This is a genomic window from Acetivibrio clariflavus DSM 19732, from assembly GCF_000237085.1.
Taxonomy (GTDB): Bacteria; Bacillota; Clostridia; order Acetivibrionales; family Acetivibrionaceae; genus Acetivibrio; species Acetivibrio clariflavus.
Map to the genome: position 1 here is coordinate 56,412 of NC_016627.1, position 23,869 is coordinate 80,280.

Below are 23,869 nucleotides of genomic sequence, written 5' to 3' on the forward strand. Positions count from 1 at the left end.
AAATACTAATTGAGATCAATTTAGAAAGACAATTATTTATTGTTATTATTGTTTTAAAAAATATTGAGTATGTATTATTCAGTAATAATTATATACCATTTGCTTTAAAAAGTCTTGAAAAATCTTCATATTTATTTATTCAAAAAATAATGCAAATAATCTAAATTTTTATAATTTTCTTATACAGTTCTTTCATCTTACCTTTTAAATAAGAATTTGCCTCTATGGTATTATTTTTTCCGTTTTCAATATAATCTATTATTTCTATAACAGGATCGGATAGATTATACTTAGCAAGTTCAGTTTTAATTAAGTCCTTCGGACTTGCTTTTATACTTAAATTGAAGCGATATTTGATCATATTGTTCAAAATATCGTAAAATTCATTTTTATCTTTTGACCTGCCTATCTGTTTATACATTTCCGACAACCTTTTATCCCGGTGATTGAAATACTTGGTCAAAAGTACAGATAAAACAATAAAAATTGCGAGAATAGCAAATAAAATAAATGTAATGATTATATGGCTCTTTTTTAGCTTAAGGATGAGATATCCTTCATCTTTAGGGATATAGCTTATACGGTCTATGACAACTTTTTCAGCTATAGTTGGTGCAGTGTTATTTTGTACTTGCATCTGTGACTGCGGTGCATTTCCTGTCACAGTTATTGTTGTTCCTGGGATTTCTGCTTGTTTGTAGGTACCTGATTTTGTATCAAAGTAGGAGATATAAATTGGGTCAATTTTTATTTCGCCACTTTTTTCTGGAACCAATATTATCTCGTATTCTTTTTTGGACCAGTATTTATTGTCATTTATACCTTCTTCCATGTTTTTTTCAGTTTCATAGACGGTAAAGCCATTGATGCCGTTTTTAGTTATTTTGTCCAATACAGAAAGATCGCAGCTTCCGGAAGCAGTTACTTTTAGAGTAAGGGAATCACCATAGGGGACTTCCAGTCTACTGTACTCCGATTGTAAATTAAGTTCACCCACCAGACCGGAAAAGTCAGCAGGTTTGTTTTCCGGTAAGGGTTTAACTGTCAATTGTTTAGCATCAGTTTTCAAATATTCTGTATCGCTGAAAATACTTATTCTTGTCGAGATATTTACTTGTAAATTGTATTCTGGTATTGTAAAAGTGCCTGGTTTTATTGGAGTGAGATAGGTCTTCTTTACTTCATATTTGGCATATTTTTTACCTTCAAGATAGACATACTCTCCTTTTAACTTGTCCTCAGTCACATCATTTATCATAAATCCGTCAATTTCAATATTATCCATGAATCTGCAACCTTCAATGTTATAGCGTGAATAAAGCACATAGGTAAGAACTGATTTTTGACCTAAGTAAACTTCGCTATCGGATAAAACAGTTTTAACAAACAAGTCTGAAATATTTTCCTGAGGAAGATCTTCGGCTTCGCTTACGTTTATATTAAGTTGGTTTGTTTTATAGGTATTGCCATTATATTCTACAATTCCTTCCAATGTAAACTGTCCGATATTTTTTGGCATTATAACATAAATAATACTGTTTTCATAGGTCATATCTCCGTTAATGATTTGGGTGGATGTGGATTGATTGGTGGACAAAACATCAAAATTCTCAAGACCTATAATCTGCGATAATTTTGCACCCCTGGCGTTTACCATTGAAAGCGTCAGTCTGGTACTTTGCCCCTTTTGAAGTTTTGAACTGTCAATATTTAAAAGGAACTGGGGATCTTTTGCCAGTATCCTGATGCTTGGAGCTAAAATAAATGCAAATATTATTAGCAATAAGAAGATGCTCTTATATTTTCTACCAGTCATATTCATCCTCCTTTGTACTTCTTCTTATCTCCTGGTTGTTTTTCAAGCTTTGTTCCTCTTGTTTTTCTAACATTCTTAGTATTTGGGCAATATTACTGTCGTTTTGTTCTGGATCGGAAGAATCCGATTCATCCATTGAACGTGAGTTTTGCTCTTTGTTATCTTTTTGCGCCTCATCTTGCCCTGTAGTTTCTTTATCCTGTGAAGGCTGTTGATTTTTCTCAGTATTTTTTTGCTCTGAGTCTTCATTGGGATTACTCTCTGGAGACTGCCGGTTTTGCTGATTTTGCTCTTGATTCTCATCTTGTTTGTTTTGATTGTCGTCTTGCTGCGAATTATTGCCTTGCTGGTTTTGGTTATTATTTTTATCTTCTTCGTTTTCCTGGTTTTCATTTTCATTCTGCTGTTCATTATTTTGCTGTTCTTTCAACTCGTCAAGTTTGCTTTTTACATATTCATAATTGTATTTTAAAGGTATATTTTGGGGGAAAGCAATTATTCCCTCTTTGTATGTTTCAAGAGCTTGCTGATATAACAGCTGTTTTTGAACAGGGTCATCGGTGGATTCAGCAAGTTTCACGCTGCAATTTCCTGAATTTATATATTTATCCGGAGTATTGTCGGCTTTTGCATAGTAATTGATTGCTTCATCATATCCGGCTAATTGATACAAGGCTTGACCCGAATTGTAGTTTAGTTTTGCATCATTAGGATGTTTATCTAAACCCTTTTGGTATGTTTCAAGAGCTTGCTGATAGTTCTTTGTATCATATTCTTTATTTCCGTTTTTTATAATTTCATTTATGCTGCCGTCAAAACTTATCTGTCCCGTAAAAAATAATATCATAAGGGCAGTAATCAATAATCCTGTTACAATAGAAACAATTTTCACGTTAAGACCCTCCTTTCGGGAATAAGATAGGCAATCAGAAACATCAATATTCCCGGACCTAAAAAGTATTGATAAAGCTGTTTATATCTTTTTATTTCATTTTCGCTATAATTATCTCTTTTTAAAGAGGATATTTTTTTGGTTAGGGAAGATATCTCTCCACTGCCAAGTGAGGCTTGGTAGTATGCTCCATTGCCGGCGGAAGCTATATCCTTTAAAGTATCAGCTTCTAATTTTGACATAACGAACTCTCCGTTTTTGTCTTTTTTATAGCCGGTTTTCTTAGCACCGGAAGGGTCAAAATCTGGAACGAGACCTCCTTTTTCTGTACCGATACCTATTGTAAACACTTTTAAACGGTCATCACTGATTGACTTTAATACATTTAAACTGTTCGAGTTGTGTTCTTCACCATCACTCAATATAATTACAACTCTATCAGCGCTAGATGTATTATTGAATGACTTTTGTGCGAGATTTAGCGCAGTACCGATGTTTGTACCGCCTCCTCCAATCATATCTGTGTCAATTACCTCAAGAAACATACGGGCAAGCTGGTAATCGTCGGTTAAAGGCATTTGTATGTAGGCTGCCGAGGAGAAGGGAATAAAGCCAATTCTATCCCCTTCAAGTTTATCTATTATGCTTTCAATAATGTTTTTGGCCATGCTGATTCTGTTGGGTTTTACATCTTCCACCAGCATGCTGTTGGAAGTATCTATCAGAAAATAGATGTCAAGACCTTCCTTGTGCACCTTGGTGACACCAATTAAACTCTGGGGCCCCAATAGGGAGATTAGAATTAACCCTAATCCCAAAACCGATAATACAGAACGCAAAATTCTGTATTTGCTTACAGTTTTTGTATTAAGTCTGTTCAATATTCTTTCTTTTTTTTTGCTGCCTAAAAAGAGGAGAACACAGCAGGCTAAAGGCAGCACGGCAAATATTATGTTAAAAGGATATCTAAACTCCAATAGATCCAATTTAAAGATCCTCCTTTACTTTATAAAACCAGTTACGGTATATGGATATAGTAGTAACGGTCGAGAAAAATACCTATAGCCAACAAAATAAGGGCAATTGCTATTAAAATATAAGCCAGTTCTATATATTGCTTAAAGTCATCTTTTTCAAATTCGGTTTTTTCAAATTTGTCAATGTCTGCAAAAACTTTGGACAAAGCTTCAGGATCCTTTGCCCTATAGTACTTGCCATGGGTTTTTTCTGCAATTCTGGTGAGCAGTTCTTCATCCAGGTTATCATTAGCTTGCTGGTAGGTAGTAATGCCGAAGAATTCACGAGGGATAAGGGTTTTATCCGAACCTACACCTATTGTATAGATTTTTATTCCATAATTTTTTGCCAATTCGCTGGCTGTTTCGGGATTAATAGAGCCGGCGTTATTTGCACCGTCAGTAACAAGAATGATAACCTTTGATTGAGAGTTGCTCTTTTTCAGTCGGTTGAGTCCGACAGAAATGGCCATACCTATAGCTGTACCATCCTCGTTAACCGATTCAAAGCTTACGTTTTGAAGCGACTCTCTAACCACATTATGATCCAGGGTAAGAGGTACTCTTGTATATGCGGTTCCGGCAAAAACAATTAATGATATTCTGTCATTTGGCCTCTTATCGACAAAATCCTGAATAGTCTGTCGCGCAACTTCCAAACGGTTAGGTGTAAAGTCTACCGACTGCATGGAACCGGATACGTCTAACGCTATGGCAATATCTATTCCCTGTTTTGTAACAGGAGCGTTTGAAGCAGGCAGTTGAGGTCTTGCCATTGCGACAACTAACAGTATAAGGCTTGTAAGAATAAAATATCTGCCGATTTTATGTTTAATGGTATTTTTGTAGCCATAGCTTTTTAAAAGCTTGACACTGGAAAATTTGAGTGTAGACTTTTTTCCACGCTTAAAAAACAGATATATTAATAAAGGTATAAACAAAAGGAAATACCAATTTTGTAATGTCATTTTGCTTCTCCTTTTTTTACTTCTTCTATACTGTCTACCAAAGAAGTAAGTCTTTCCATAAGTTCTAACTTTTTAGCCATTGGTGCCGGTGTGCCTGAAAACTTAAAATAGTCATTTTCAGAAAGCCAGGACTTAATTTCCGGCAATTTTTCATTTAATTGAGGCATTCGGCTTATTTCATAAAGGATTTCTGTTGATGTTTTTCCTTTTATGGAATAGGAACATGTGGATTCCAAGTACTCTTTAAAAATTCGGGTCAAATTAACCAGATAATCCTTTTGCTCAACGGATAAATCGCCAATTGCCTTTTTAAAACGTTCATAGGGCGTCATTAATGATTTTTTTCGTTTCATCAGTAATGTCTTAATATTTATAGCGAGTGACAATATAAATACAATGACCAGCGGAATAAGAACATACTTCCATTTTATATAAAATCCCGGTTCCAACGGTTGTAAATCTCCCTCGTAAATATCTTCTCTTTCTATTTCATCAAGGGTGGATTTAACTACAATTTTAAGTTCTTTATCCCCTATACTTATGGTTCTTTCACCCGATTCAAAAGTACGCAGAGTGATGATATAACCTTTGGGTATATCAGTAACATTTACTATTTCAAAATCTTTGAACTTGTTTTTAAGTTCATCTAAAGTCAAATCTTCAGCTTGAATTTTTAACTCAATTAAGTCACCTACATAAATGCTTCGCTCTTCTGCAAAGAATTGTCGCGATGAAATAGCAAAGGTTAAGTATATAATTAGTAATAGGGATATAATTTTATGCTTTTTCATTTTTGTCCCCTTCTTCTGAAAAATTGTTTTAAGGGTTTGACATAATCTTCATCAGTATAAATATTAATGAGGTTTCGTTTAAATAAAGCAATATCGGTATTAATCTTTCGTTCTTCCTTCATGTTGTCCAAAACAAGGGTTTCGCCGGTTTCAAGATCTTCAAAAGTAAAGATGGCTCCAGCCGGAATTAATTCTTCAGCCCGGTCTATTATATGAATCAAAACCAGGTCATGCTTTCTATCTGTAATCTTTATATCTTTTATATATCCGTCATCAAGAAAATCCGAAATTACAAAAACTACACTATGTCTTTTTACTACACGGTTAAAATATTGCAGTGCCTTTGCAAGGTCTGTTCCGGCAGATTCGGGCTCAAAGCTCAATATGTGTTCAATTATGGATAAAACATGCTTTCTGCCGTTGGATGAAGGAATAAATTTCTCAACCTTGTCAGTAAAGAAAATTACTCCTACTTTGTCATTGTTTTTGCATGCTGAAAAAGCCAGAGTTGCGCTTACTTCAGCAATAAGGTCCTTTTTGTTGCCAAAACTGTTTGAGCGGGACATATCGATTAATAGAAACATATTCAATTCTCTTTCCTCACAAAACTGTTTGACAAAGGCTTTGTTATGACGAGCGGTAACATTCCAGTCAATGTTCCGTACATCATCTCCGGGATAATACTCCCTTATATCATCAAATTCAATACCTTTGCCTCTAAATCCGGAACGGTATTCACCGGAAAAAATTTCTTCCACTAACTTATTTGATTTTATTTCAACCTGTCTTATTTTTTTAATTAGCTCTTTAGAAACCATACAAAATCCTCTTTCTTTGTTATCAAGGCAAATTAACCTGTTCCAAAATATTGGCTATTATGTTTTCCGGAGTAATGCTGTCGGCTTCCGCTTCATAGGACAGTAAAATTCTGTGCCTTAAAACATCGTAAGCCATTGCTTTAACATCATCGGGAATAACAAAATTTCTGCCTTTTATGAATGCTCGTCCCTTTGCAGCCTTAATAAGACTTATTGAAGCACGGGGGGAAGCACCGCAGGAGATATATGATGATTCTTCCCTGGTTTTTAAAACAATGTCAAGTACATAGTTTTTGATATTTTCATCCACATGAATATTGTCAATTACTTTCTTCAGTCGGAAAATATCTTCCCGGCTTAAAATTTTTCTTATCTCAGGCTGAGAAGATTCTTCCGATGTAAAGGCATCTATTATTTTTCTTTCTTCATCTCTGCCGGGATAGTTTATTTTTAATTTAAGCATAAAACGGTCTTGCTGAGCCTCGGGAAGAGGGTAGGTACCCTGCTGCTCGAGTGGATTCTGGGTAGCAATTACCAAAAAAGGCTTGTCCAAAGGATAGGTTTTTTCGCCTATGGTAACCTGCTTTTCCTGCATGGCTTCAAGCAAGGCCGATTGAACCTTTGCCGGTGCACGGTTTATTTCATCGGCAAGGATTAAATTGCTGAATATGGGACCTTGTTTTATTATAAATTCACCGGTTTTTTGATTGTATATCTCGGTACCCAATATATCTGCCGGCAATAAATCCGGTGTAAATTGGATTCGCTTGAAATCAAGCCCTACAACTTGAGCTATTGTACTGGCAGTTAATGATTTTGCAAGTCCGGGTACACCTTCTAACAGAATATGGCCGCCTGTCAACAGGCCAATGAGAATTCTGTCAATCATATATTCCTGGCCGATTATTACTTTATGTATTTCTTCTTTTAATACCGCAATAATATTTGCTTCCTTTGTGATATCCAAATCCATATAATAACTCCTCCATAACAATGTAAATTACTTTTTTGATAAAATAAATTTTTTTGTATAAACAGGCGATAAAATCTGCCCTATTTGAAGACAATAAAGATTTTACATAGCACTTAATTTTTCTTGATTCATTATCACATAAATTAGCTTTGTAAAATCCTTCTTAACGTTAAATACCTACTGTAATGTTTTAAAAAATTTATAGGCCTTTTATTAATATAAAGTTTAACTTCTATAAATTCAATTATGATTCTAAGGAAAAAGTTTTGCATATTTATGAATAAATTGTGAACAATGAACGATAAATGTGAAGGCATGCGATTTTATAAGAGGTTGAAATTTTGATAAAGTAAATTTATTATAAGGGTTTGAATACAGCTCTATATGATTGTATATATAAAAAAGAAAAGATGACGATTTTAGAAATTAGCTGATAAGAGATTCCATGAGATTTAGTATATCATATCCGGAATTGGGAAGAGAAAGCATCTTTGATTTTTCCCGCATACTCTTAAGTTTATGGGGGGTATCCAATATTGTATCGATAATTTTTTTAATATCCTTTTCATCATCTATTTTTTCTGCTGCACCATTGCTTGTTAGAAAATAGCAATTACGCTCCTCTTGTCCAGGTATCGGAGACATAATTAAAATAGGAAGCTCTTTTACCAATGCTTCAGAAATAGTCATTCCCCCTGGCTTGGTAATGATTAAGTCTGCTATGTCCATTAAATTATTGACTTCGTTGGTGTAACCTATCAGCAATACATTTTTATTGTAATGATTAATGAAGTTTTGAAGCTGATGCTTTAATTTTATATTTTTTCCTGTGACAACAATTAGTTGTATATCTCTTTTACATTCAAGGAAAGCAAGAAAAACTTTTTTTATATTACCAAATCCAAGGCTGCCACCCATGATTAAAACGGTAAATTTGTCCTTTAATCCGTATTTCTCTAAAAGTTTACATCTGGAAGTTTTTTGCAGAAAAACTTTTGAAACCGGAATTCCGTAAGTATGTATACGGTTTTCAGGTATACCGCATTTAACCATGTCCCGTTTTATATTATCGTGTGCTACTATGTAGGATTCAATGTTATCATGAAACCAAAAAGGGTGATTGACATAGTCTGTCAAAATACCTATTGAGGGTATATTGATTTTTTTCTCTTTTTTTAAGCATGACACAATTTGTAAAGGAAAGGGATGAGTGCAAACAATTATAGAGGGATTAAAGTCTTTAATAAGCTTTACCAGTTTATATGAAAAAGCCTTACTTAAAGCATTGCTTAACCTGTTGATATTCTCCATGCGTTCGGACATCCTGTAAAGAGCACCATAAACACAAGGTATGTTTTTTATAAGACTGAGATACCCATCGACAAATATTTTGTGCACTATCGGATTTACGTATTTAAATGTATCAATTATTTGAGACCTTGAATCCGGATATCTTTGATCCACATATTCTTTTAAGGCCTCAGCTGCTTTTAAATGACCTGCACCCATTGATATTGACAAATATAATACATTCATTTTCTTCCCTCAATTGCTACCGTAATAATATTTTTTAATATCTACAATCTTATATTGTATGTGCAATGGATTTATATTAAGCATTGCATTTTTCAAAGTGTTTAAAGTTTAAGATTATAAAAATTTGAAATTAAACTGCAAAATGTTTTGCATCAAAAATATAAGCCTTTGGCTGCTTATTAGTATTTGGAAGTGTTGTGAAATTTATACATGTTTATAATAACAATTATTTTGAAAACAGCATTTTACCAGCAGAGAAAACCGAATTTTAATAGCTGCATGAATTTATTGATAGACGAATATTTTCAATAAAAACACAGAAAATAAAAAAGTAACTATGGGAAAAATGGAGTTATTTCAACTATAACGAATTTTATGGTAAAAGCTGCTGATACAAAGAAATTTTATTCCGAGAACGTCCGGGGCGCAGGCAGATTAAAAGATGGAGTAGGAGTTTAAATTTCGGAAGGAGGAAATCATTTTGAGAACTATAAAAGTATTGGCCATCCTTGTAATAGTATTTTCCATAGCCATATCGCTGATTTTTGACGGACAAGTATTTATTGCTCCTATAGCAGAAAAACTGGCGCCGGGGATGGAAAGCGAAGATGTTATGAAAGTGCAGCAAAGGCTGAAAAACTGGGGATATTACGATGGTAGTATTAGTGGCAAATATGACCTGAAGACTTATCTTGCAGTGATGGATTTTCAGCGAGTATACGGTCTTCCTGTGAACGGTATAACTGCAAAGGATACTTTAGAAGCAATGGGCCTTACCACCTATGCACAGTCGGGTGCAGCAATGGCAGCTGCCAGCAAGGTAAGCGATGAGCAGCTGTTGGCAAGAGCAATAAACGGAGAAGCCAGAGGTGAAGTTTATGAAGGACAGGTGGCAGTTGGAGCGGTTATTTTAAATAGGACTAAAGATCCAAGATTTCCTAAAACAATTGCCGGTGTAATATATCAGCCTGGAGCATTTACTGCAGTATCTGATGGACAGATTAACGTTCCTTTGGATCCAAATTCCACAGTTGTAAAAGCTGCAAGGGATGCCTTAAACGGATGGGATCCTACTAACGGATGCTTATACTATTGGAACCCTGCGACGGCAACCAGTAAATGGATTTGGTCCAGAAAAATCGTTAAAAAAATAGGAAAACACTATTTTGGTATATAAGAGGTGTATAATGTATGAGTATAAGAGAAAAGTTACTGGATTTTAAAAGACGTTTATCCGACAGAAAAATGTATAGTATAGTGCTTGTAGTAATTGCTTTAATAGCATCATGGGGTATATACCAATACAAGCATGCTGCAGATTTGAGGCAGGAACTGGACAATCAGTATAATCGTGCTTTTTACGATATGGCGGGATACGTAAATAATGTTGAGGTACTGCTTATTAAATCATTAATAAGCTCTTCACCGACCAGGACCGCTGCGACGTTGCAGGAAGCTTGGAGGCAGGCAAATTTGGCACAGACAAACTTAGGGCAACTGCCCGTATCGCAGCAGGTTTTGGCAAATACATCAAAATTTTTAACACAGGTTGGGGATCTTGCTTATTCCATCAACCATCAAAGTATGGAAGGGAAAAAACTTACAGAGGAGCAGTACCAGCTTATTGAAAAACTTCACGGATATTCCGTTTCACTGAGGCAAAGCTTGAATGATTTACAAAATCAATTGTCATCGGGAAGACTTAAATGGGGAGAGCTTGCAAAAAAGGGTACAAAACTGTTTCAAAAAACTTCTTCTCAAATGCCGAGTCAACAGTTTGAGAATATTGACAAAACATTCCAGGATTATCCAACACTTATTTACGACGGGCCTTTCTCAGATCACTTAACCTCTGTTGAACCTAAAGGACTTACAGGGGACAATATTAGTTCTGAGCAGGCCAAACAAAGTGTTATAAATTTTTTTGGGAAAGACAAGGTTGAAGCAGTGACGGATATAGGCAAGGATGATTCCAGCATCATCAAAACCTATAGTTTCAGTGTTAAATTTAAGAATGCACCAAAGGAGCAGGAAGCTAAAATTGATGTTACTCAAAAGGGAGGACATATTTTATGGATGCTCTATAACAGGCCTGTCAATGAGGAAAAAATTAATATGGATCAGGCAAAAGAATTAGGCAGGAAGTTTTTGGAGCAACACGGATATAAAAATATGGTAGATACTTACTATCTTAAAGAGGACGGTACAGCGGTAATAAACTATGCTTATAAGCAGAACGATGTTGTTGTATATCCCGATTTGATAAAAGTGAAAGTAGCACTGGATAATGGAGAAATAGTCGGATTTGAAAGCAAAGGTTATCTTTCATCCCATTGTGAGAGAAATATTCCAACTCCTAAATTAACCATGGAGGAAGCCCGGGCATTAATTACCTCCAGAATGGAAATTTTAAGTTCAGGGCTTGCGATAATACCTACAGATTATAAAACAGAACTATTTACTTATGAGTTTAAAGGCAAGCTAAACGACAGGGATTTCCTGGTCTATATAAATGCAGAAACCGGAAAAGAGGAAAAGATTTTGTTGATTATAGACACTCCTAACGGCATACTTACAATGTAGGATTAATGGATTGATTGCGAAAAAAATTTTTATTATAATATTATCAAGTAAGGGGCTTTATGCCCCGTTTTATTTTTCGCATATACAACAAAATTGTATTTGTCGGTGAAAATCCGGAATAGTTAATTGCCGGAAAGCCGGGCAGATAGTTCCGGTGTATTTCATTAATATGGAGTACTTAAGCGGAAGGATAAAGTAATTTTCCCACATTGGAGCGAGTAAAAATGTATACTGTAATATAAAAGTTAATTTTGCCGTATTGTCAAAAAGAATTAATATTTCTATGTAAGGGGGATAAGAAATGGAAGAAAAACCGAGAATTAATAATGATAACCTTGAATTGATAAATGAAAAAAAAGATTATTTTAGAAAACCCTCTCTTTGGCAAGTTGGTGCTCTTTTTTCGTTTGTTGTAATTATTTTCTTGTATTTGGGGGCACGCCTTCAAAAGTGGAACGTAAATTATGGTTTGTTTCTAAGTGAAGTAGGGTTGATATTTTTACCTCCTGTTCTGTTTTTAATTATTTTCAAATTTGATGTAAAGAAAGTTCTGAGAATTAATAAGCCTGGATTTCTGAATTTAATTTTGATTTTCGGTATTATGATATTTTCATTACCGGTTATAGGTGTTTTGAATTTGTTAAACTTTTGGATAATTAAGCAAATATTTGGGAGGTATGAAATTTTTCAGGTGCCTCTTTCTACTGAATCCTGGGGACTTTTAGTAGGAATTCTTATTATAGGAGTTCTAGCAGGGATTTGTGAAGAAACTCTTTTTAGGGGGGTTATCCAAAGAGGGCTTGAAAGGTTTGGAGCAGCAAAGTCAATACTTATTACTGCTGTTTTGTTTGGACTTATGCATATGGACTTTCAGAGGTTTTTGGGAACTTTTCTTTTGGGTGCGTTGTTTGGATACTTGACCTATAAAAGCAACTCAATATTTAGCAGTATGTTTGCACATTTTGCCAACAATTCCATAGCGGTGTGTTTGATGTATGCTTCACTTAAAGCGAATGAGTTTTTGAAGCAAAGCGGTGTAAATGGAATTGATAGTGTTGAAAAAATAAGCAATGGAGACATCTTTGAAACTCTTGCTTCAATGAGTCGAATAGAAATTATAGGCTTTATAGTTGTGTATGCTATTATATTTTGTTTTTCAGCTATATGGCTTTATTTACTTCTTCGTTTTTTTGCTAAGCATAACAGCAATAGAGAGACAGAGGTACCAAGAGATGAAAGGCCCATTCCGGTACGCCAGCTTGTTTCATTTATACCCGGTCTTCTTTTAATACTGTTTTATGATGTTATTGATATACTGAGAATGGGAAACATAATAGATCAGTCAACGATGGAGCAAATATTAAGGTCTATAGGATTATAGTATTACACTTTTTGAAATGAGCTCATTTTTAATGTTTTGCAAGTTTGAAGCTGTGATAAATCAAGAGGTGTGTTATTATGTTTTCTGTAGAACTGAAAACCCTAAATACATTGTGTTTCTATAGTTTAGAGCTTACTTTCAATTCATTTTGCTTTATAAAATAATATTGTTTGCTACTGAATAAATTAAAAAAATTCTTGTTACAATAACATAAATTTTAAAATGCAATAGTAAAAAAACTTATGTCTCAAAATTATAATTTAGTTAGAGATTTTTTGAGACAGCTTTATCCGTTCTTTTTAACATACGTATATCCTCGCCTGCAAATTTAAATAAATCAAAACTTCCAATTATTCGGGAAGCTACTCTTTCGTCGTAATATTCATGAAGTTTACTCACGCCCATATTTGTTGCGATTATAGTTTTACAGGGGCTTTGAAGATTTTTATCATACCTTGAGTTTAATATATTTAAAAGCTCTGCATACCTTGCAGCAGAAGGCGACTCGGTACCGAGATCGTCAATTATTAACAGTTCGACATCAAATATATTGTCATAGGTTGAATCTTCATATTCAGTTTCTTTGAAACTTCTAAGCTTATATTCGTTTATGGTATTAAAAAGGGATGGAGCTGTTTGATATAAAACTGTTCTACCTCTGTTTATCAATTCTGCAGCTATACAATTTATCATGAAGGTTTTTCCCACACCTGTCGGACCGCAGAAGAACAAATTTTTGTTGTCTGGGGAGTCAATGTTTTCAATAAATTCAATGGCCCGTTCTTTAATCTTTAAAATATTCTCCCTTGGAGATATTCTTATACCGTATTTTGCTTCATCCACCACATCGGGATAATAATTTTCGTTAAACATTGAAAAATTTTCATATAAAGCAAGTTTCAGATTTGATTGATTATATAGGCAATTTATATATTTTTGCTTATAGCAAGAGCACTTTTCCGTATATCCTAAATTGCTTACAAAGCCAGTGTCCTTACACAGATTGCAGTTATATTTAGGCTCAAGATAATTGGAAGGATACGAAAATTTATTAAGCAGCAGTGCCTTTTTACTCTTTAAACTTTCAATTTTATCACGCAGTTCATTAACCAAAGAATCGGCAGTATTTGAATCCTGTAAAATCATCTTGGTATATTTTATTCCCATCAATTGAATTTCGTTGTCAATCTGTTCTATTTCAGGTATCTTTGAATACACTTCTTTTTTTCTAAGCATTACTTCATCATGTATTTCTTTTTGCCTTTTGTCATATTCATTTTGGATTTGAATATGTATGTTCTTGTACATAAGACCTCCTGATATTCATACGCTTATGTTTTTTAAGCATAAGCCCAAAAGTTGTTTTTAGCCAAAGTTAAGCATTTTCATATAGGCTGTCAAGATATTCTTCATCATACTTTCTTTGCTCGAAATTACCCTGTTGCGGCGCACTTGATGCAGGGACAGACACTTCTTGACGTTTTGATGAATTTTTCTTTCTTTTTGCATCGTACATTAATATTTCCTCTTTGGTTTTTAAACCATGGTTATACCAATCGGTGATGATACTGTTTATGTAATTAAAGTTTGGGTTTGATTTGGCTGTTGTTTTTCTCAGTGCAAGTTCAATAATATCAAAATCATACTTATAATCCATAACCCACTTTTCTACATAGGCATCTTCATATTCTGTCAGATTTCTTCCGAGCTTTAATTTTTTAATTATAGCACCGCGAACATCCTTGAACTTTTTTTGTTCCATAGAGTAATTGTCAAGGTCAAAGGCATTACGGATATTCCTGCTTTTCCAGCTTTCTGCCACTTTTTCTATGTAACTCTTGATAAGTCCTTTTTGGTCAAAACAGTACTGGAATAAAGCCAACATTACATCTTCATCAAACTGGTACTTGTCAAACCAAGCGTCAATATCGGTATACCAGGAAGGAGACATTACTCCCTGGAAAAAAGAATTATTTATCGTATAAATAATCTCGTTACGCTTTTTATTCTTTTCACAATTATTAACTGCTTCTTCAGGAGAAGATGTAGTTTTAAGACGATACATTTTCTTAATTTCTTTTTCTTTTAAATCATGTAAAACAATGCCATCCATCTTCCATGTAAGTACCCCTAAATTTTCGAGATTCGCTAAACACTCTTTAACTTTATCCACTTCCATACCTAAGCTTTTTGCGAACTCTTCTACTGTAGCATTTTTGCCGTACTTGCTTAAAAAGAGACAATATATGTATACTTTCAAACTTTCCGGGTTCATTGATGGCATATATTCGGTAATAAAAATATCAGGAATTAAAGTGTCGGAATAAAGAATTGTTTTATAAGCTTCAAAAAACATTACTACACTCCCCCTATTATAGTTTGGGAAAATTTTCAGTTTTCAAGAATAATCTTATAAATTGAAAACGATTTTATTATATCATATAACTTTGACAAATTGCAGAAATAATAAACCTCATTTATCGTATCCATTCCATGTATTCTGAACCTTAAACGAATTATTTCAATGTTTCTGTAAATATATTTTAATACTTTTGATTAATATTGAAAGGATAAAAAATAGAAAATAATGTAGTTGATTTTTTTTGTAATATATATTATTATATTATATGTTCGATTTACGGATGCGCCCATAGCTCAATTGGATAGAGTGTCTGACTACGGATCAGAAGGTTAGGGGTTCGACTCCTCTTGGGCGCGCCAAGGCTCTCGGAATTTAATTCTGAGAGCTTTTGTTCTTTTATTTTCCTTTCCTGCTTATAATAGTGTTTATATTGTTAAAATCGTTTAAAGATGACATACCGTAACTTGCAAGTATTGAGAAAATTGAAATTGTAGGGAAATGATATCTTCCGGCAACTTCCACGATAAAATGAAGAAATACGATACTTAAGATAATTATTACAAGGAAAAGCGGGATTTCTTGATTTTTCTTTAATATGAGAATGATTCCTCCGAAGGCACAAAGTAAGAGTATAGTATGGTAATAAAAATTGGACAGCTTTACAAGAAGACGTTCAAACTTATAAAAATCAAATTTCATATCCTCTTGTATAAGGCCTTGTCGGATATATACCAGGCTATCATGGTCAACAGGCCAAATCATGCCGTGTTTTTTGCAAATAAATATAAAGTTTTTAAAAAGAGACCTGTTTCTTATTCTTTCCCATGAACGTTTTAGAAGTTCGTTATGAATTTCTTGTGCTGTGATACCGGGTGTTTTTTGAATTTCAGTAAGAGTGTTGGCATCTTCTGCATTCCATGAACCGTTGCTTTCATAGTTTGAGCCTACATATATGTTAAAACCAATAGGATATTTTGCAATTTCTCTTCCTATAGCTTTTGAAGTGGCAAAACTTATTAGAGTCGAAGTTATAAGGTAGCCTGTGAGGATAAAAGCTAAAAAGATAATTTTAGGAAGTATGTTGTTTTTTATCCTTATTTTTTCAATGACAAATACCAGGTAATATAAGCAAATAGCAATTAGAACTATCTGTCCAACAGGTCTTATAATATTTGAAACGGAGCATAGTACGCCTAATAGAAAAAATTTCAATGAAGTTGAAAAAAAGCCTTTTTTATCTTTGTTTTTTAATATTGATATAAAGAAATATATGCAAAGAAGCATTAAAAAGGTGAAAGTAGTCTCTGTTGATACTAAGGCAGTGTAAAAAATTTGAGAGGGCCAAAATGCCCAAATAAGTGCACCGATAAAGCCGCATTTTTTGTCAAAAAGACTAGAGCCGATACTATATGTAAGAAGCGAAATTATGCAGCTCAAAACCACATTTAAAACAGTGGCAACAGTGGCAGATGCACCGAATATCCTGTAAAAAGGTGCTAAAAAAGCAGGATAACCTATATAATGAGGAAACAAGGAAATATAACTGCCTCCAATGACATTGCCTTTTGCAAAAGCTGTGGCAATAATATGATATGTATTAAAATCGCTAAGCGGAGTTACCTTAATACATGCAATCCAAATAAAGCGCGGCACTGCAGTAATAAAAATGAGAGCCAGCATTACTGGGATTTGCCTGTCCAATTTTATTTTATCATTGTATTTATTGTAAAGAAAAATGATAATCCCGGCACAAATAAATGCGCCAGCTGTAAAAAATAATGTGGATATGGTAGCATGTGTTCTAAAATATATTTTTAAAGGCTTAGCAGCAATGAAAAACAATGTATTGAATAAAATAAAAACAGTGAACATCAATAAAACTGCTGTTGAAAATATATTTTTTATCCTGTTGGTAAACATGGCCACTCCTTTAAATACAAAAAATCTTTTGTTCTTAATAATACCATAATATTAATAATGATGGAATACATACAATTTCAGGTTTTTTTAAATTTAATATTTAAAACTATAAAAAAAATATCCATAGTTTCCGATAAAGAAATTAGAAATTAATTAAGAAATAAAAAAATATGGAGCAGAAGGCGGTAGTCTATGGATATAGCAACAATTATTGGAATTATTGCTGGAGTAGTTTTTTTATTGGGATCAATAGCTTGGGGCGGGCCACTTAAACCGTTTTGGGATGCCCCTTCAGTTATTTGCGTTGTTGGAGGAGGTATTTCAGCTGCCTTTATCACGCATAAGATAACTGAAATAAAGCCTATAATGAAAGTTGTAATGAAAGCATTTACTTCAAGGGAAGAGTCGCAAATAGATATAATAAGAAAATTAGTAGAACTTTCTATGAAAGCAAGGCGTGATGGTTTGCTTTCACTGGAAGCGGAGCAGGAAAAGATTGAAGATGAGTTTTTGAAGGCATCTCTGCAGCTTGTAATCGATGGAGTAGAACCGGATATTATTATTGATTCTATGGATTTGGAAATTGAAAATATGAAAGCAAGGCATGACAAAGGTGCAGGGTTTTTTAAAACATTGGCGGCTCAGTTTCCTGCATGGGGTATGATAGGTACTCTTATAGGTCTTATCCAGTTATTGTTGGCCCTTGACGATCCTTCAAAAATTGGACCTGCCATGTCGGTAGCACTGGTAACAACTTTCTATGGCAGTGTACTTGCCAACCTTATTTGCAATCCCATTGCCAATAAGCTGTCTACGAAAAGTAAAGAGGAAATTCAGCAGAAAAAGATGATTGTAGAGGGAATACTGTCAATTCAGGCTGGAGAAAATCCCAAAATACTGGAACATAAGTTGAAAACCTTCCTGTCGCCTAAGCAGAAGCACGAATATGACAGAATTGTAAGTGAGGCAAGTAGCAGTGCAGGAAACAAATAGCAAGATAGCTACTCCTACGGCTAATAGCATGAGCACAAAGAGAGGTGTATTATGAGTAAAAAAGGTAGACGCACTATTTCGGATGATGATCCACCAGAAGGAGCAGCTGAATGGCTGACAACATACAGTGACATGGTTACGCTATTGCTAACTTTTTTCGTACTTCTTTTTTCCATGGCAACGGTGGATAAGCAAAAATTTCAGGAAGTTGCCTATTCTCTTAAATCTGCCTTTATGAATATTAGTAGAGGAGAGATATTCTATAATAATAACGGTGAAGATATAATAAGCATATTGGATGATAATATGCCGGATATTTCTGAAGAACAAAATTCCACCAACAATAATGAAAACAATAAAGCAGGCTTGGGTGATTCCGATCAGATTTCCGAGTTCAAAGAACAGGTGGAACGACTTATTTTAGAAATGGATCTTGGTGAATATGTCCAAATTATTGATAACAAGACTTCCCTAATATTAAGAATAAATTCTGTAATATTGTTTGATTTGGGAAAGGCGGACATAAAAGAGTCTGGGAAAGAAACAATAAGAAAAATTGCAGAATTAATGAAACAACTTGATACTGAAATAATAGTACAAGGGCATACCGACAATTTACCTATTAAGACCAGCCTATATCCCACAAATTGGGAACTATCCACTAAAAGAGCAACTAATGTGATACTCTTTCTTATCAATGAATGCTCTCTGGATCCAACAAGATTAACTGCAACCGGAAACGGGGAGTACAGACCGGTGGCACCTAACGATACGGAAGAGAACAGACAGAAAAACAGGAGAATAGATATCGTGATTTCCAAATACAAATAGAACTGCCATAAAACTGATATAAAAATTAATGTACTCCATTAAAGGGGTGCATTTATTTTTGGAATAGCTTTATGCCTTACTTGAGTTTGGCATGTGTATGGAGTATAATTAAAGAAAAATATGAAATGAGGTTGACAATGAAGAACTCAGATGTATATTGCAAACCCAAACATATAACCAGTATTGGAGGACAGGCTCTAATTGAGGGCTTGATGATGATGGGTCCGAATAATATAGCAATTGCCGTTAGGAAACCCGATGGAGAGATAATAGTAGAAAAGAGACCTCTGCCAAAGAGAAGCAAGTTTTCAAAATTACCTCTGATAAGAGGGGTCGTGGGGTTGTTTAAACAGATGGTAGTGGGTATACAGGCATTAATGTTTTCAGCTGAGTTTGTAGACCTTGAGGTGGAAGAAGATGAAAAAAAGGAACCTTCAAAGGTGGACCAATTTTTTGAAAAGTTTTTAGGCAAAGTTTTTGGAAATAAACTCCAGGATGCTTTGATATATATTTCTGTTGTTATTTCGCTTTTGTTCAGCGTTGGGCTTTTTATATTACTTCCGAATTTTATTGCCGGGCTTTTGCCTCTTAATAGGGAAAGCAGTTTAGGAGTAATGTTGTACAATCTTGTTGAAGGCATAGTAAAGATAATATTGTTTTTCTCCTATATTGTATTGATATCTAAATTAAACGATATAAAACGGGTTTGGCAGTACCATGGTGCAGAGCACAAAACCATTCACTGCTATGAGAATGGAGAGGAACTTACGGTAGAAAACATCCAAAAATATTCAACAAGGCATCCCAGGTGCGGGACTTCATTCCTGTTTACAGTAATGGTTGTTAGTATTTTGGTATTTTCTTTTGCAGGCTGGTATGAGGAAGCCTGGAAAAATATGATAATAAGGTTGTTGCTGCTGCCTGTTGTTGCAGGTATTTCTTACGAGGTTATAAAATTTGCGGGAAAAAGCCAGTCAAAGATTGTGCAAATATTAAATGTACCAGGTTTGATGTTTCAAAATTATACTACTAAAGAACCGGATGACAGTATGGTTGAAGTTGCCATTGAAGCAATGAAGGGTGTTTTGGAAACAACAAAAGAAGGCGAAGATAAGTGGTAGTTGTAAATATTAAATAATTTTATGGTAGGTAAGGAGATTTATGTGATTTTAAAGGATGCTTATACAGAAGGTATTAAAAAGCTTAAATCAGCAAATGTTGATGCCCCGGCAATTACAGCCGGGGCTATACTGTGCTGTATTCTAGGTTGTGAAAAGGAGTATCTTTATATCCATGGTGACTATTTATTAAGCAAAAGTGAATATGAAAGATACTGCGATGCTTTAAACAGGAGAATAAACGGTGAACCTCTCCAATATATAACCGGACATCAGGAATTTATGTCTCTGAATTTTGCTGTTAACCGTAATGTTCTAATTCCAAGGCAGGACACCGAAATATTGGTGGAATATGTTATTGAATTTGTCGGGCAAAAACAGAATGTCAATATTCTTGATATTGGAACCGGTTCAGGTTGTATAGCCGTAAGCCTTGCATATTACATTAAAAGCAGCCGGGTTTGGGGAGTGGATATTTCAAAGGAGGCTCTTGAAATTGCAAAAATAAATGCCAGAAGTTATGGTGTTGAAGAAAAAATTGTCTTTATAGAGAGCAACCTTTTTGAGAATGTTCCACTTCAAAAGTTTGATATTATTGTTTCCAATCCTCCGTATATTCCCAATCGGGTAATTGATACTCTTGACAGGCAAGTAAAGGATTTTGAGCCTAAAATTGCTTTGAACGGAGGAGAGGATGGTCTTGATTTTTACAGGAAAATAGTAAAAGAATCGGTTGGATTTTTAAAGCCAAAGGGGCTTTTAGCCTTTGAAGTTGGTTTTGATCAGGCTCAAGATGTCGTAAAGATAATGGAATCAAGTTTTAAAGATATAAAAATAAAAAAAGACCTTGCCGGAATTGAACGTGTTGTTACTGGAATTCTTTCCGGATAGTTATAATACCTGATGAATGGAGATTTTTTAGCATAATCATTATAACTGGGCCTAAAAACAGACCGACTACACCGAATATTATCAGGCCAAAATACATGGAAATCAGGGTGACCAGTGGATGAAGGCCAGTTTGGGTTGAAACAATTTTGGGCTCAATAATCTGTCTTACTATTACAGCAAAAAGATACACACTTAAAAGACCCAGTGCCATACGGAAGTTGCCGGTAATGAGATTTAATATTATCCATGGAACCATTACGATACCGGAGCCTAAAAGGGGGATGCCATCGGCCAGAGCAGTTACTAACCCCATTAGAACTTCATAGCCGGTATCTATTATTATGAAACCTATTGTAGATATGATAAAGGTAATAAACATTATTATTAACTGTGCTTTAAAATAACCGAATATAGAGGCCGAAACATCATTTTTGGCGTTATAGAAACTTTTCTGCGCTTTGTATGGTATTTGCCTGTATATAAAATTCCTTATATTCTTTTTATCACTACTTATAAAATACGAAGAAAGAAGAGTTACGGTAATAAAAATTCCAAGTTTGGGCAAAGAGGTTATACTGGTTATTATTGAGCCGGCTATAGCGGTTATGACTGCTTCCAATTTAGGCAAAAAAGCAAAAGTGTTACTTTTGAAAACTTCCTGGAGATTTATCGGAAGACTATTGTAAAATGTGTTCAGCTTATCGTAGTAACTTGACAGAAAGTAGGAAATGCTGGTTACATAGTTGGGAAGATTACTTTGTAGTTTTATAAGCTCTGTATATATTTTAAAGAGCAGAGATATGGCCAGGACTGCGATAACACATATGCTTAGTGTAAGGGACAGGACTGTGCAAATTTTTCTGTTCAATTTGGTTCTTTGCTCAAGAAAGCGAATAATAGGTTCATTTATTGCAGATATAGCTGCAGCTGTTAAAAACGGAGCAAAAAAAACAAACAGATATTTTATTGCTATGTAAAATCCAATAAGCAAGATAAGAAAAATTAACAAATTAGACAGTCTTTCAATATAGTATTTAAAAACTTTTTTCATATATTAAAAAGCTCCTCTTAATAACCCATATTATCCCATAATAATATATGATGGGTCTATTCATAAAAAGACGGTATTTTTTGGAATAACCTAAGTCCAATAAAGAATATAAAATAAATATAAAAGATTTCAGTTTAAGAAAAAATTTTGTATACAATATTCATAAACGCTTTATACTGATAAAAACGTCAACAATTGCATTTGACTTATTAAAGCATAATAAATATAATTAAATTGTTCATTATAAATAGTTATTTCACTCAATGAAGAGTGTTTATTTCTTGACAATGTTGTTAAGTTGACCGGTTCACTTATACAGTGATTAAAACAGCATAATTTAGCGTTTTAAGAAAATGTATATGCCAGACTTTATCGAACATCCAGAGTAAAAAGTAAATTTCTTAAAAGCGCAAACATATTTGAAAACTACCTTATCATTCATTAAAGAAAATCATCGCATTATTGGAATATTTTGTTTCGTTTTATAAATTCCGGGTATTACTCTGTTATAAGGTATTAGCCGGTTTTGGTTAATGTTCTGACTTAAAAAAGAACTATATAAAAAAATATATAAAAAAATAATTATAAAGATAAAATGGGGTTGGATATATGTTGTTAAAAAAAATGTTTAAAGGTGGGGTCGCTGTTCCGCATTTAAAAAGAACGGAAAATTGCGAAACAGTTAAAATGAAAGTGCCTGAAAAGGTCGTTATACCTATGCTTCAGCACATTGGTGCGCCCTGTGAGCCTTGTGTCAAAAAGGGTGATCAAGTTAAAGTAGGGCAGGTGATAGGAAACACGGATAAATTTGTATCTGCTCCAGTACATTCGAGTGTTTCCGGTGTAGTAACCGATGTATCACCAAGACTTTATGCAGGTGGTGTGTATATAACATCTGTTGAAATTAAGACTGACGGTAAACAGGAAATTGATGAGAGCATAAAACCTCCCACGTATTCAAACATCGAGGAGTTTATTGATGTTGTAAGAAAGTCCGGTCTGGTTGGCTTGGGTGGTGCCGGTTTTCCGGCTCATATCAAACTTTCACCTCCAAAGGATAAAAAGATCGATACATTGATTATTAATGCTGCTGAGTGTGAACCATATATCACTTCCGATTACAGAGAGATTATTGAAAACTCCTGGAATGTTTTAAGTGGAATTAATATTGTAATGGATGCTTTAAAGATTGAAAATGTGCTTATCGGCATTGAGGACAACAAACCGGAAGCAATAAAAGAAATGGAACGTGTGGCATCAAAAAGTGACAAGGTTAATGTTGTAAAACTCAAGTCCCGGTATCCCCAAGGCGCTGAAAAGATGTTGATTTATTCAACAACAGGAAGAAAGGTACCTCCGGGAAAGCTGCCTGCTGATGTTGGTGTCATAGTTATGAATGTTAACAGTGTTTCATTTATTGCTGAACATATAAAGACAGGTATGCCTCTTATTAAAAAACGAGTTACCGTTGACGGCAATGCGGTTAATAATCCTTCCAATGTAGAGGTTCTTATTGGAACTTCAATTCAGGATGTATTTGAATTTTGCGGGGGATTTAAATCGCCACCTTACAAGGTACTTATGGGCGGACCTATGATGGGAATTGCTCAGTTTTCATTAGACACCTCTGTTCTCAAACATACCAATGCGCTTTTGGCTTTTGATGAAAAACAAGCAATACTTCCCAAACCTAGTGCATGCATAAGGTGCGGCAGATGTGTTTGGGCGTGTCCGATGAATTTGCTGCCTCTATATCTCAATATGAATGCTTTAAAGGGAAATGTGGAGGAACTTAAAAAATACCATGTAAATGATTGTATTGAGTGCGGTTGTTGTTCTTACACCTGTCCTGCAAAGATACATCTTGTGCAGTCAATTAGGCTTGGAAAAGCACTAGTTAGACAAGCTGAAGCAAAAGGGGGTAAATAA

General features: G+C 34.4%; 20 protein-coding genes and 1 tRNA gene. 9 read left to right on the forward strand and 12 right to left on the reverse strand.

Annotated elements, in window-relative coordinates:
• Positions 1 to 160: 160 nt before the first annotated feature.
• The 8 genes from CLOCL_RS00225 to CLOCL_RS00260 all read right to left on the reverse strand — a co-directional run bounded on the left by CLOCL_RS00225 (position 161) and on the right by CLOCL_RS00260 (position 8,810).
• Complete coding sequence (locus tag CLOCL_RS00225) at positions 161 to 1,816, reverse strand: BatD family protein (protein WP_014253442.1); 1,656 nt, start codon at positions 1,814 to 1,816, stop codon at positions 161 to 163.
• The gene (locus CLOCL_RS00230) at positions 1,806 to 2,708 is read right to left on the reverse strand and encodes a tetratricopeptide repeat protein (RefSeq protein ID WP_014253443.1); all 903 of its coding nucleotides are present in this window, start codon (positions 2,706 to 2,708) and stop codon (positions 1,806 to 1,808) included. The genes CLOCL_RS00225 and CLOCL_RS00230 overlap by 11 nt, the downstream gene beginning before the upstream one ends.
• Positions 2,705 to 3,694 (reverse strand): VWA domain-containing protein, encoded by a 990-nt coding sequence (locus tag CLOCL_RS00235; RefSeq protein WP_014253444.1) that lies wholly within the window; start codon positions 3,692 to 3,694, stop codon positions 2,705 to 2,707. Before CLOCL_RS00235 ends, CLOCL_RS00230 begins: the two co-directional genes overlap by 4 nt.
• 32 nt (positions 3,695 to 3,726) lie before the next feature.
• Positions 3,727 to 4,692 carry a vWA domain-containing protein gene (locus tag CLOCL_RS00240; RefSeq protein WP_014253445.1) on the reverse strand — a complete coding sequence of 322 codons (966 nt, stop codon included), beginning with the start codon at positions 4,690 to 4,692 and terminating at the stop codon, positions 3,727 to 3,729.
• Positions 4,689 to 5,483, reverse strand: coding sequence for a hypothetical protein (locus CLOCL_RS00245; protein WP_014253446.1), 795 nt, complete (start codon positions 5,481 to 5,483; stop codon positions 4,689 to 4,691). Before CLOCL_RS00245 ends, CLOCL_RS00240 begins: the two co-directional genes overlap by 4 nt.
• Positions 5,480 to 6,301 carry a DUF58 domain-containing protein gene (locus CLOCL_RS00250; RefSeq protein ID WP_014253447.1) on the reverse strand — a complete coding sequence of 274 codons (822 nt, stop codon included), beginning with the start codon at positions 6,299 to 6,301 and terminating at the stop codon, positions 5,480 to 5,482. Before CLOCL_RS00250 ends, CLOCL_RS00245 begins: the two co-directional genes overlap by 4 nt.
• Before the next feature lie 22 nt (positions 6,302 to 6,323).
• Positions 6,324 to 7,274, reverse strand: coding sequence for an AAA family ATPase (locus tag CLOCL_RS00255; RefSeq protein WP_014253448.1), 951 nt, complete (start codon positions 7,272 to 7,274; stop codon positions 6,324 to 6,326).
• 426 nt (positions 7,275 to 7,700) lie between these two features.
• A complete protein-coding gene (locus tag CLOCL_RS00260) occupies positions 7,701 to 8,810 on the reverse strand; it encodes an MGDG synthase family glycosyltransferase (RefSeq protein WP_014253449.1) in 1,110 nt (369 codons plus the stop codon).
• A 475-nt stretch (positions 8,811 to 9,285) separates the two neighbouring features.
• On the opposite strand from CLOCL_RS00260, the gene sleB reads away from it, so the two are divergent.
• The 3 genes from sleB (at position 9,286) to CLOCL_RS00275 (ending at position 12,774) form a co-directional block, all read left to right on the forward strand.
• Entirely contained in the window at positions 9,286 to 9,987 is a 702-nt protein-coding gene (sleB, locus tag CLOCL_RS00265; protein ID WP_027622374.1) for a spore cortex-lytic enzyme, read from the forward strand.
• A 14-nt stretch (positions 9,988 to 10,001) separates the two neighbouring features.
• Positions 10,002 to 11,393: a germination protein YpeB gene (gene ypeB / locus CLOCL_RS00270; protein WP_014253451.1), complete on the forward strand. Its 1,392-nt coding sequence runs from the start codon at positions 10,002 to 10,004 to the stop codon at positions 11,391 to 11,393.
• Positions 11,394 to 11,694: 301 nt separating this feature from the next.
• Complete coding sequence (locus CLOCL_RS00275; RefSeq protein WP_014253452.1) at positions 11,695 to 12,774, forward strand: type II CAAX endopeptidase family protein; 1,080 nt, start codon at positions 11,695 to 11,697, stop codon at positions 12,772 to 12,774.
• Positions 12,775 to 13,038: 264 nt separating this feature from the next.
• Here the strand turns inward: CLOCL_RS00275 and CLOCL_RS00280 are convergent, their stop codons facing one another.
• Together CLOCL_RS00280 and CLOCL_RS00285 are read right to left on the reverse strand one after the other, a co-directional pair.
• A complete protein-coding gene (locus CLOCL_RS00280) occupies positions 13,039 to 14,082 on the reverse strand; it encodes an ATP-binding protein (protein WP_014253453.1) in 1,044 nt (347 codons plus the stop codon).
• Between the two features lie 67 nt (positions 14,083 to 14,149).
• Complete coding sequence (locus tag CLOCL_RS00285; RefSeq protein ID WP_014253454.1) at positions 14,150 to 15,130, reverse strand: DnaD domain protein; 981 nt, start codon at positions 15,128 to 15,130, stop codon at positions 14,150 to 14,152.
• Between the two features lie 288 nt (positions 15,131 to 15,418).
• Here CLOCL_RS00285 and CLOCL_RS00290 point away from each other — a divergent pair.
• A tRNA-Arg gene (locus CLOCL_RS00290) sits at positions 15,419 to 15,495 on the forward strand.
• A gap of 37 nt (positions 15,496 to 15,532) precedes the next feature.
• Here the strand turns inward: CLOCL_RS00290 and CLOCL_RS00295 are convergent.
• A complete protein-coding gene (locus tag CLOCL_RS00295; protein WP_014253455.1) occupies positions 15,533 to 17,056 on the reverse strand; it encodes a glycosyltransferase family 39 protein in 1,524 nt (507 codons plus the stop codon).
• A gap of 192 nt (positions 17,057 to 17,248) precedes the next feature.
• On the opposite strand from CLOCL_RS00295, the gene CLOCL_RS00300 reads away from it, so the two are divergent.
• From CLOCL_RS00300 to prmC, 4 genes are all read left to right on the forward strand, one after another.
• The gene (locus CLOCL_RS00300; protein ID WP_014253456.1) at positions 17,249 to 18,049 is read left to right on the forward strand and encodes a motility protein A; all 801 of its coding nucleotides are present in this window, start codon (positions 17,249 to 17,251) and stop codon (positions 18,047 to 18,049) included.
• A 51-nt stretch (positions 18,050 to 18,100) separates the two neighbouring features.
• On the forward strand, positions 18,101 to 18,880 hold the full coding sequence (locus CLOCL_RS00305; protein ID WP_014253457.1) for a flagellar motor protein MotB: 780 nt from the start codon (positions 18,101 to 18,103) through the stop codon (positions 18,878 to 18,880).
• A gap of 137 nt (positions 18,881 to 19,017) precedes the next feature.
• Positions 19,018 to 20,001: a DUF1385 domain-containing protein gene (locus CLOCL_RS00310; RefSeq protein WP_014253458.1), complete on the forward strand. Its 984-nt coding sequence runs from the start codon at positions 19,018 to 19,020 to the stop codon at positions 19,999 to 20,001.
• Between the two features lie 42 nt (positions 20,002 to 20,043).
• On the forward strand, positions 20,044 to 20,889 hold the full coding sequence (prmC, locus tag CLOCL_RS00315) for a peptide chain release factor N(5)-glutamine methyltransferase (protein ID WP_014253459.1): 846 nt from the start codon (positions 20,044 to 20,046) through the stop codon (positions 20,887 to 20,889).
• On the opposite strand, the gene ytvI is transcribed toward prmC, so the two are convergent.
• Positions 20,867 to 21,940: a sporulation integral membrane protein YtvI gene (gene ytvI, locus CLOCL_RS00320; RefSeq protein ID WP_014253460.1), complete on the reverse strand. Its 1,074-nt coding sequence runs from the start codon at positions 21,938 to 21,940 to the stop codon at positions 20,867 to 20,869. The genes prmC and ytvI overlap by 23 nt on opposite strands.
• Before the next feature lie 609 nt (positions 21,941 to 22,549).
• Between ytvI and rsxC the strand changes: the two genes are divergently transcribed.
• The gene (gene rsxC, locus CLOCL_RS00325; protein ID WP_014253461.1) at positions 22,550 to 23,869 is read left to right on the forward strand and encodes an electron transport complex subunit RsxC; all 1,320 of its coding nucleotides are present in this window, start codon (positions 22,550 to 22,552) and stop codon (positions 23,867 to 23,869) included.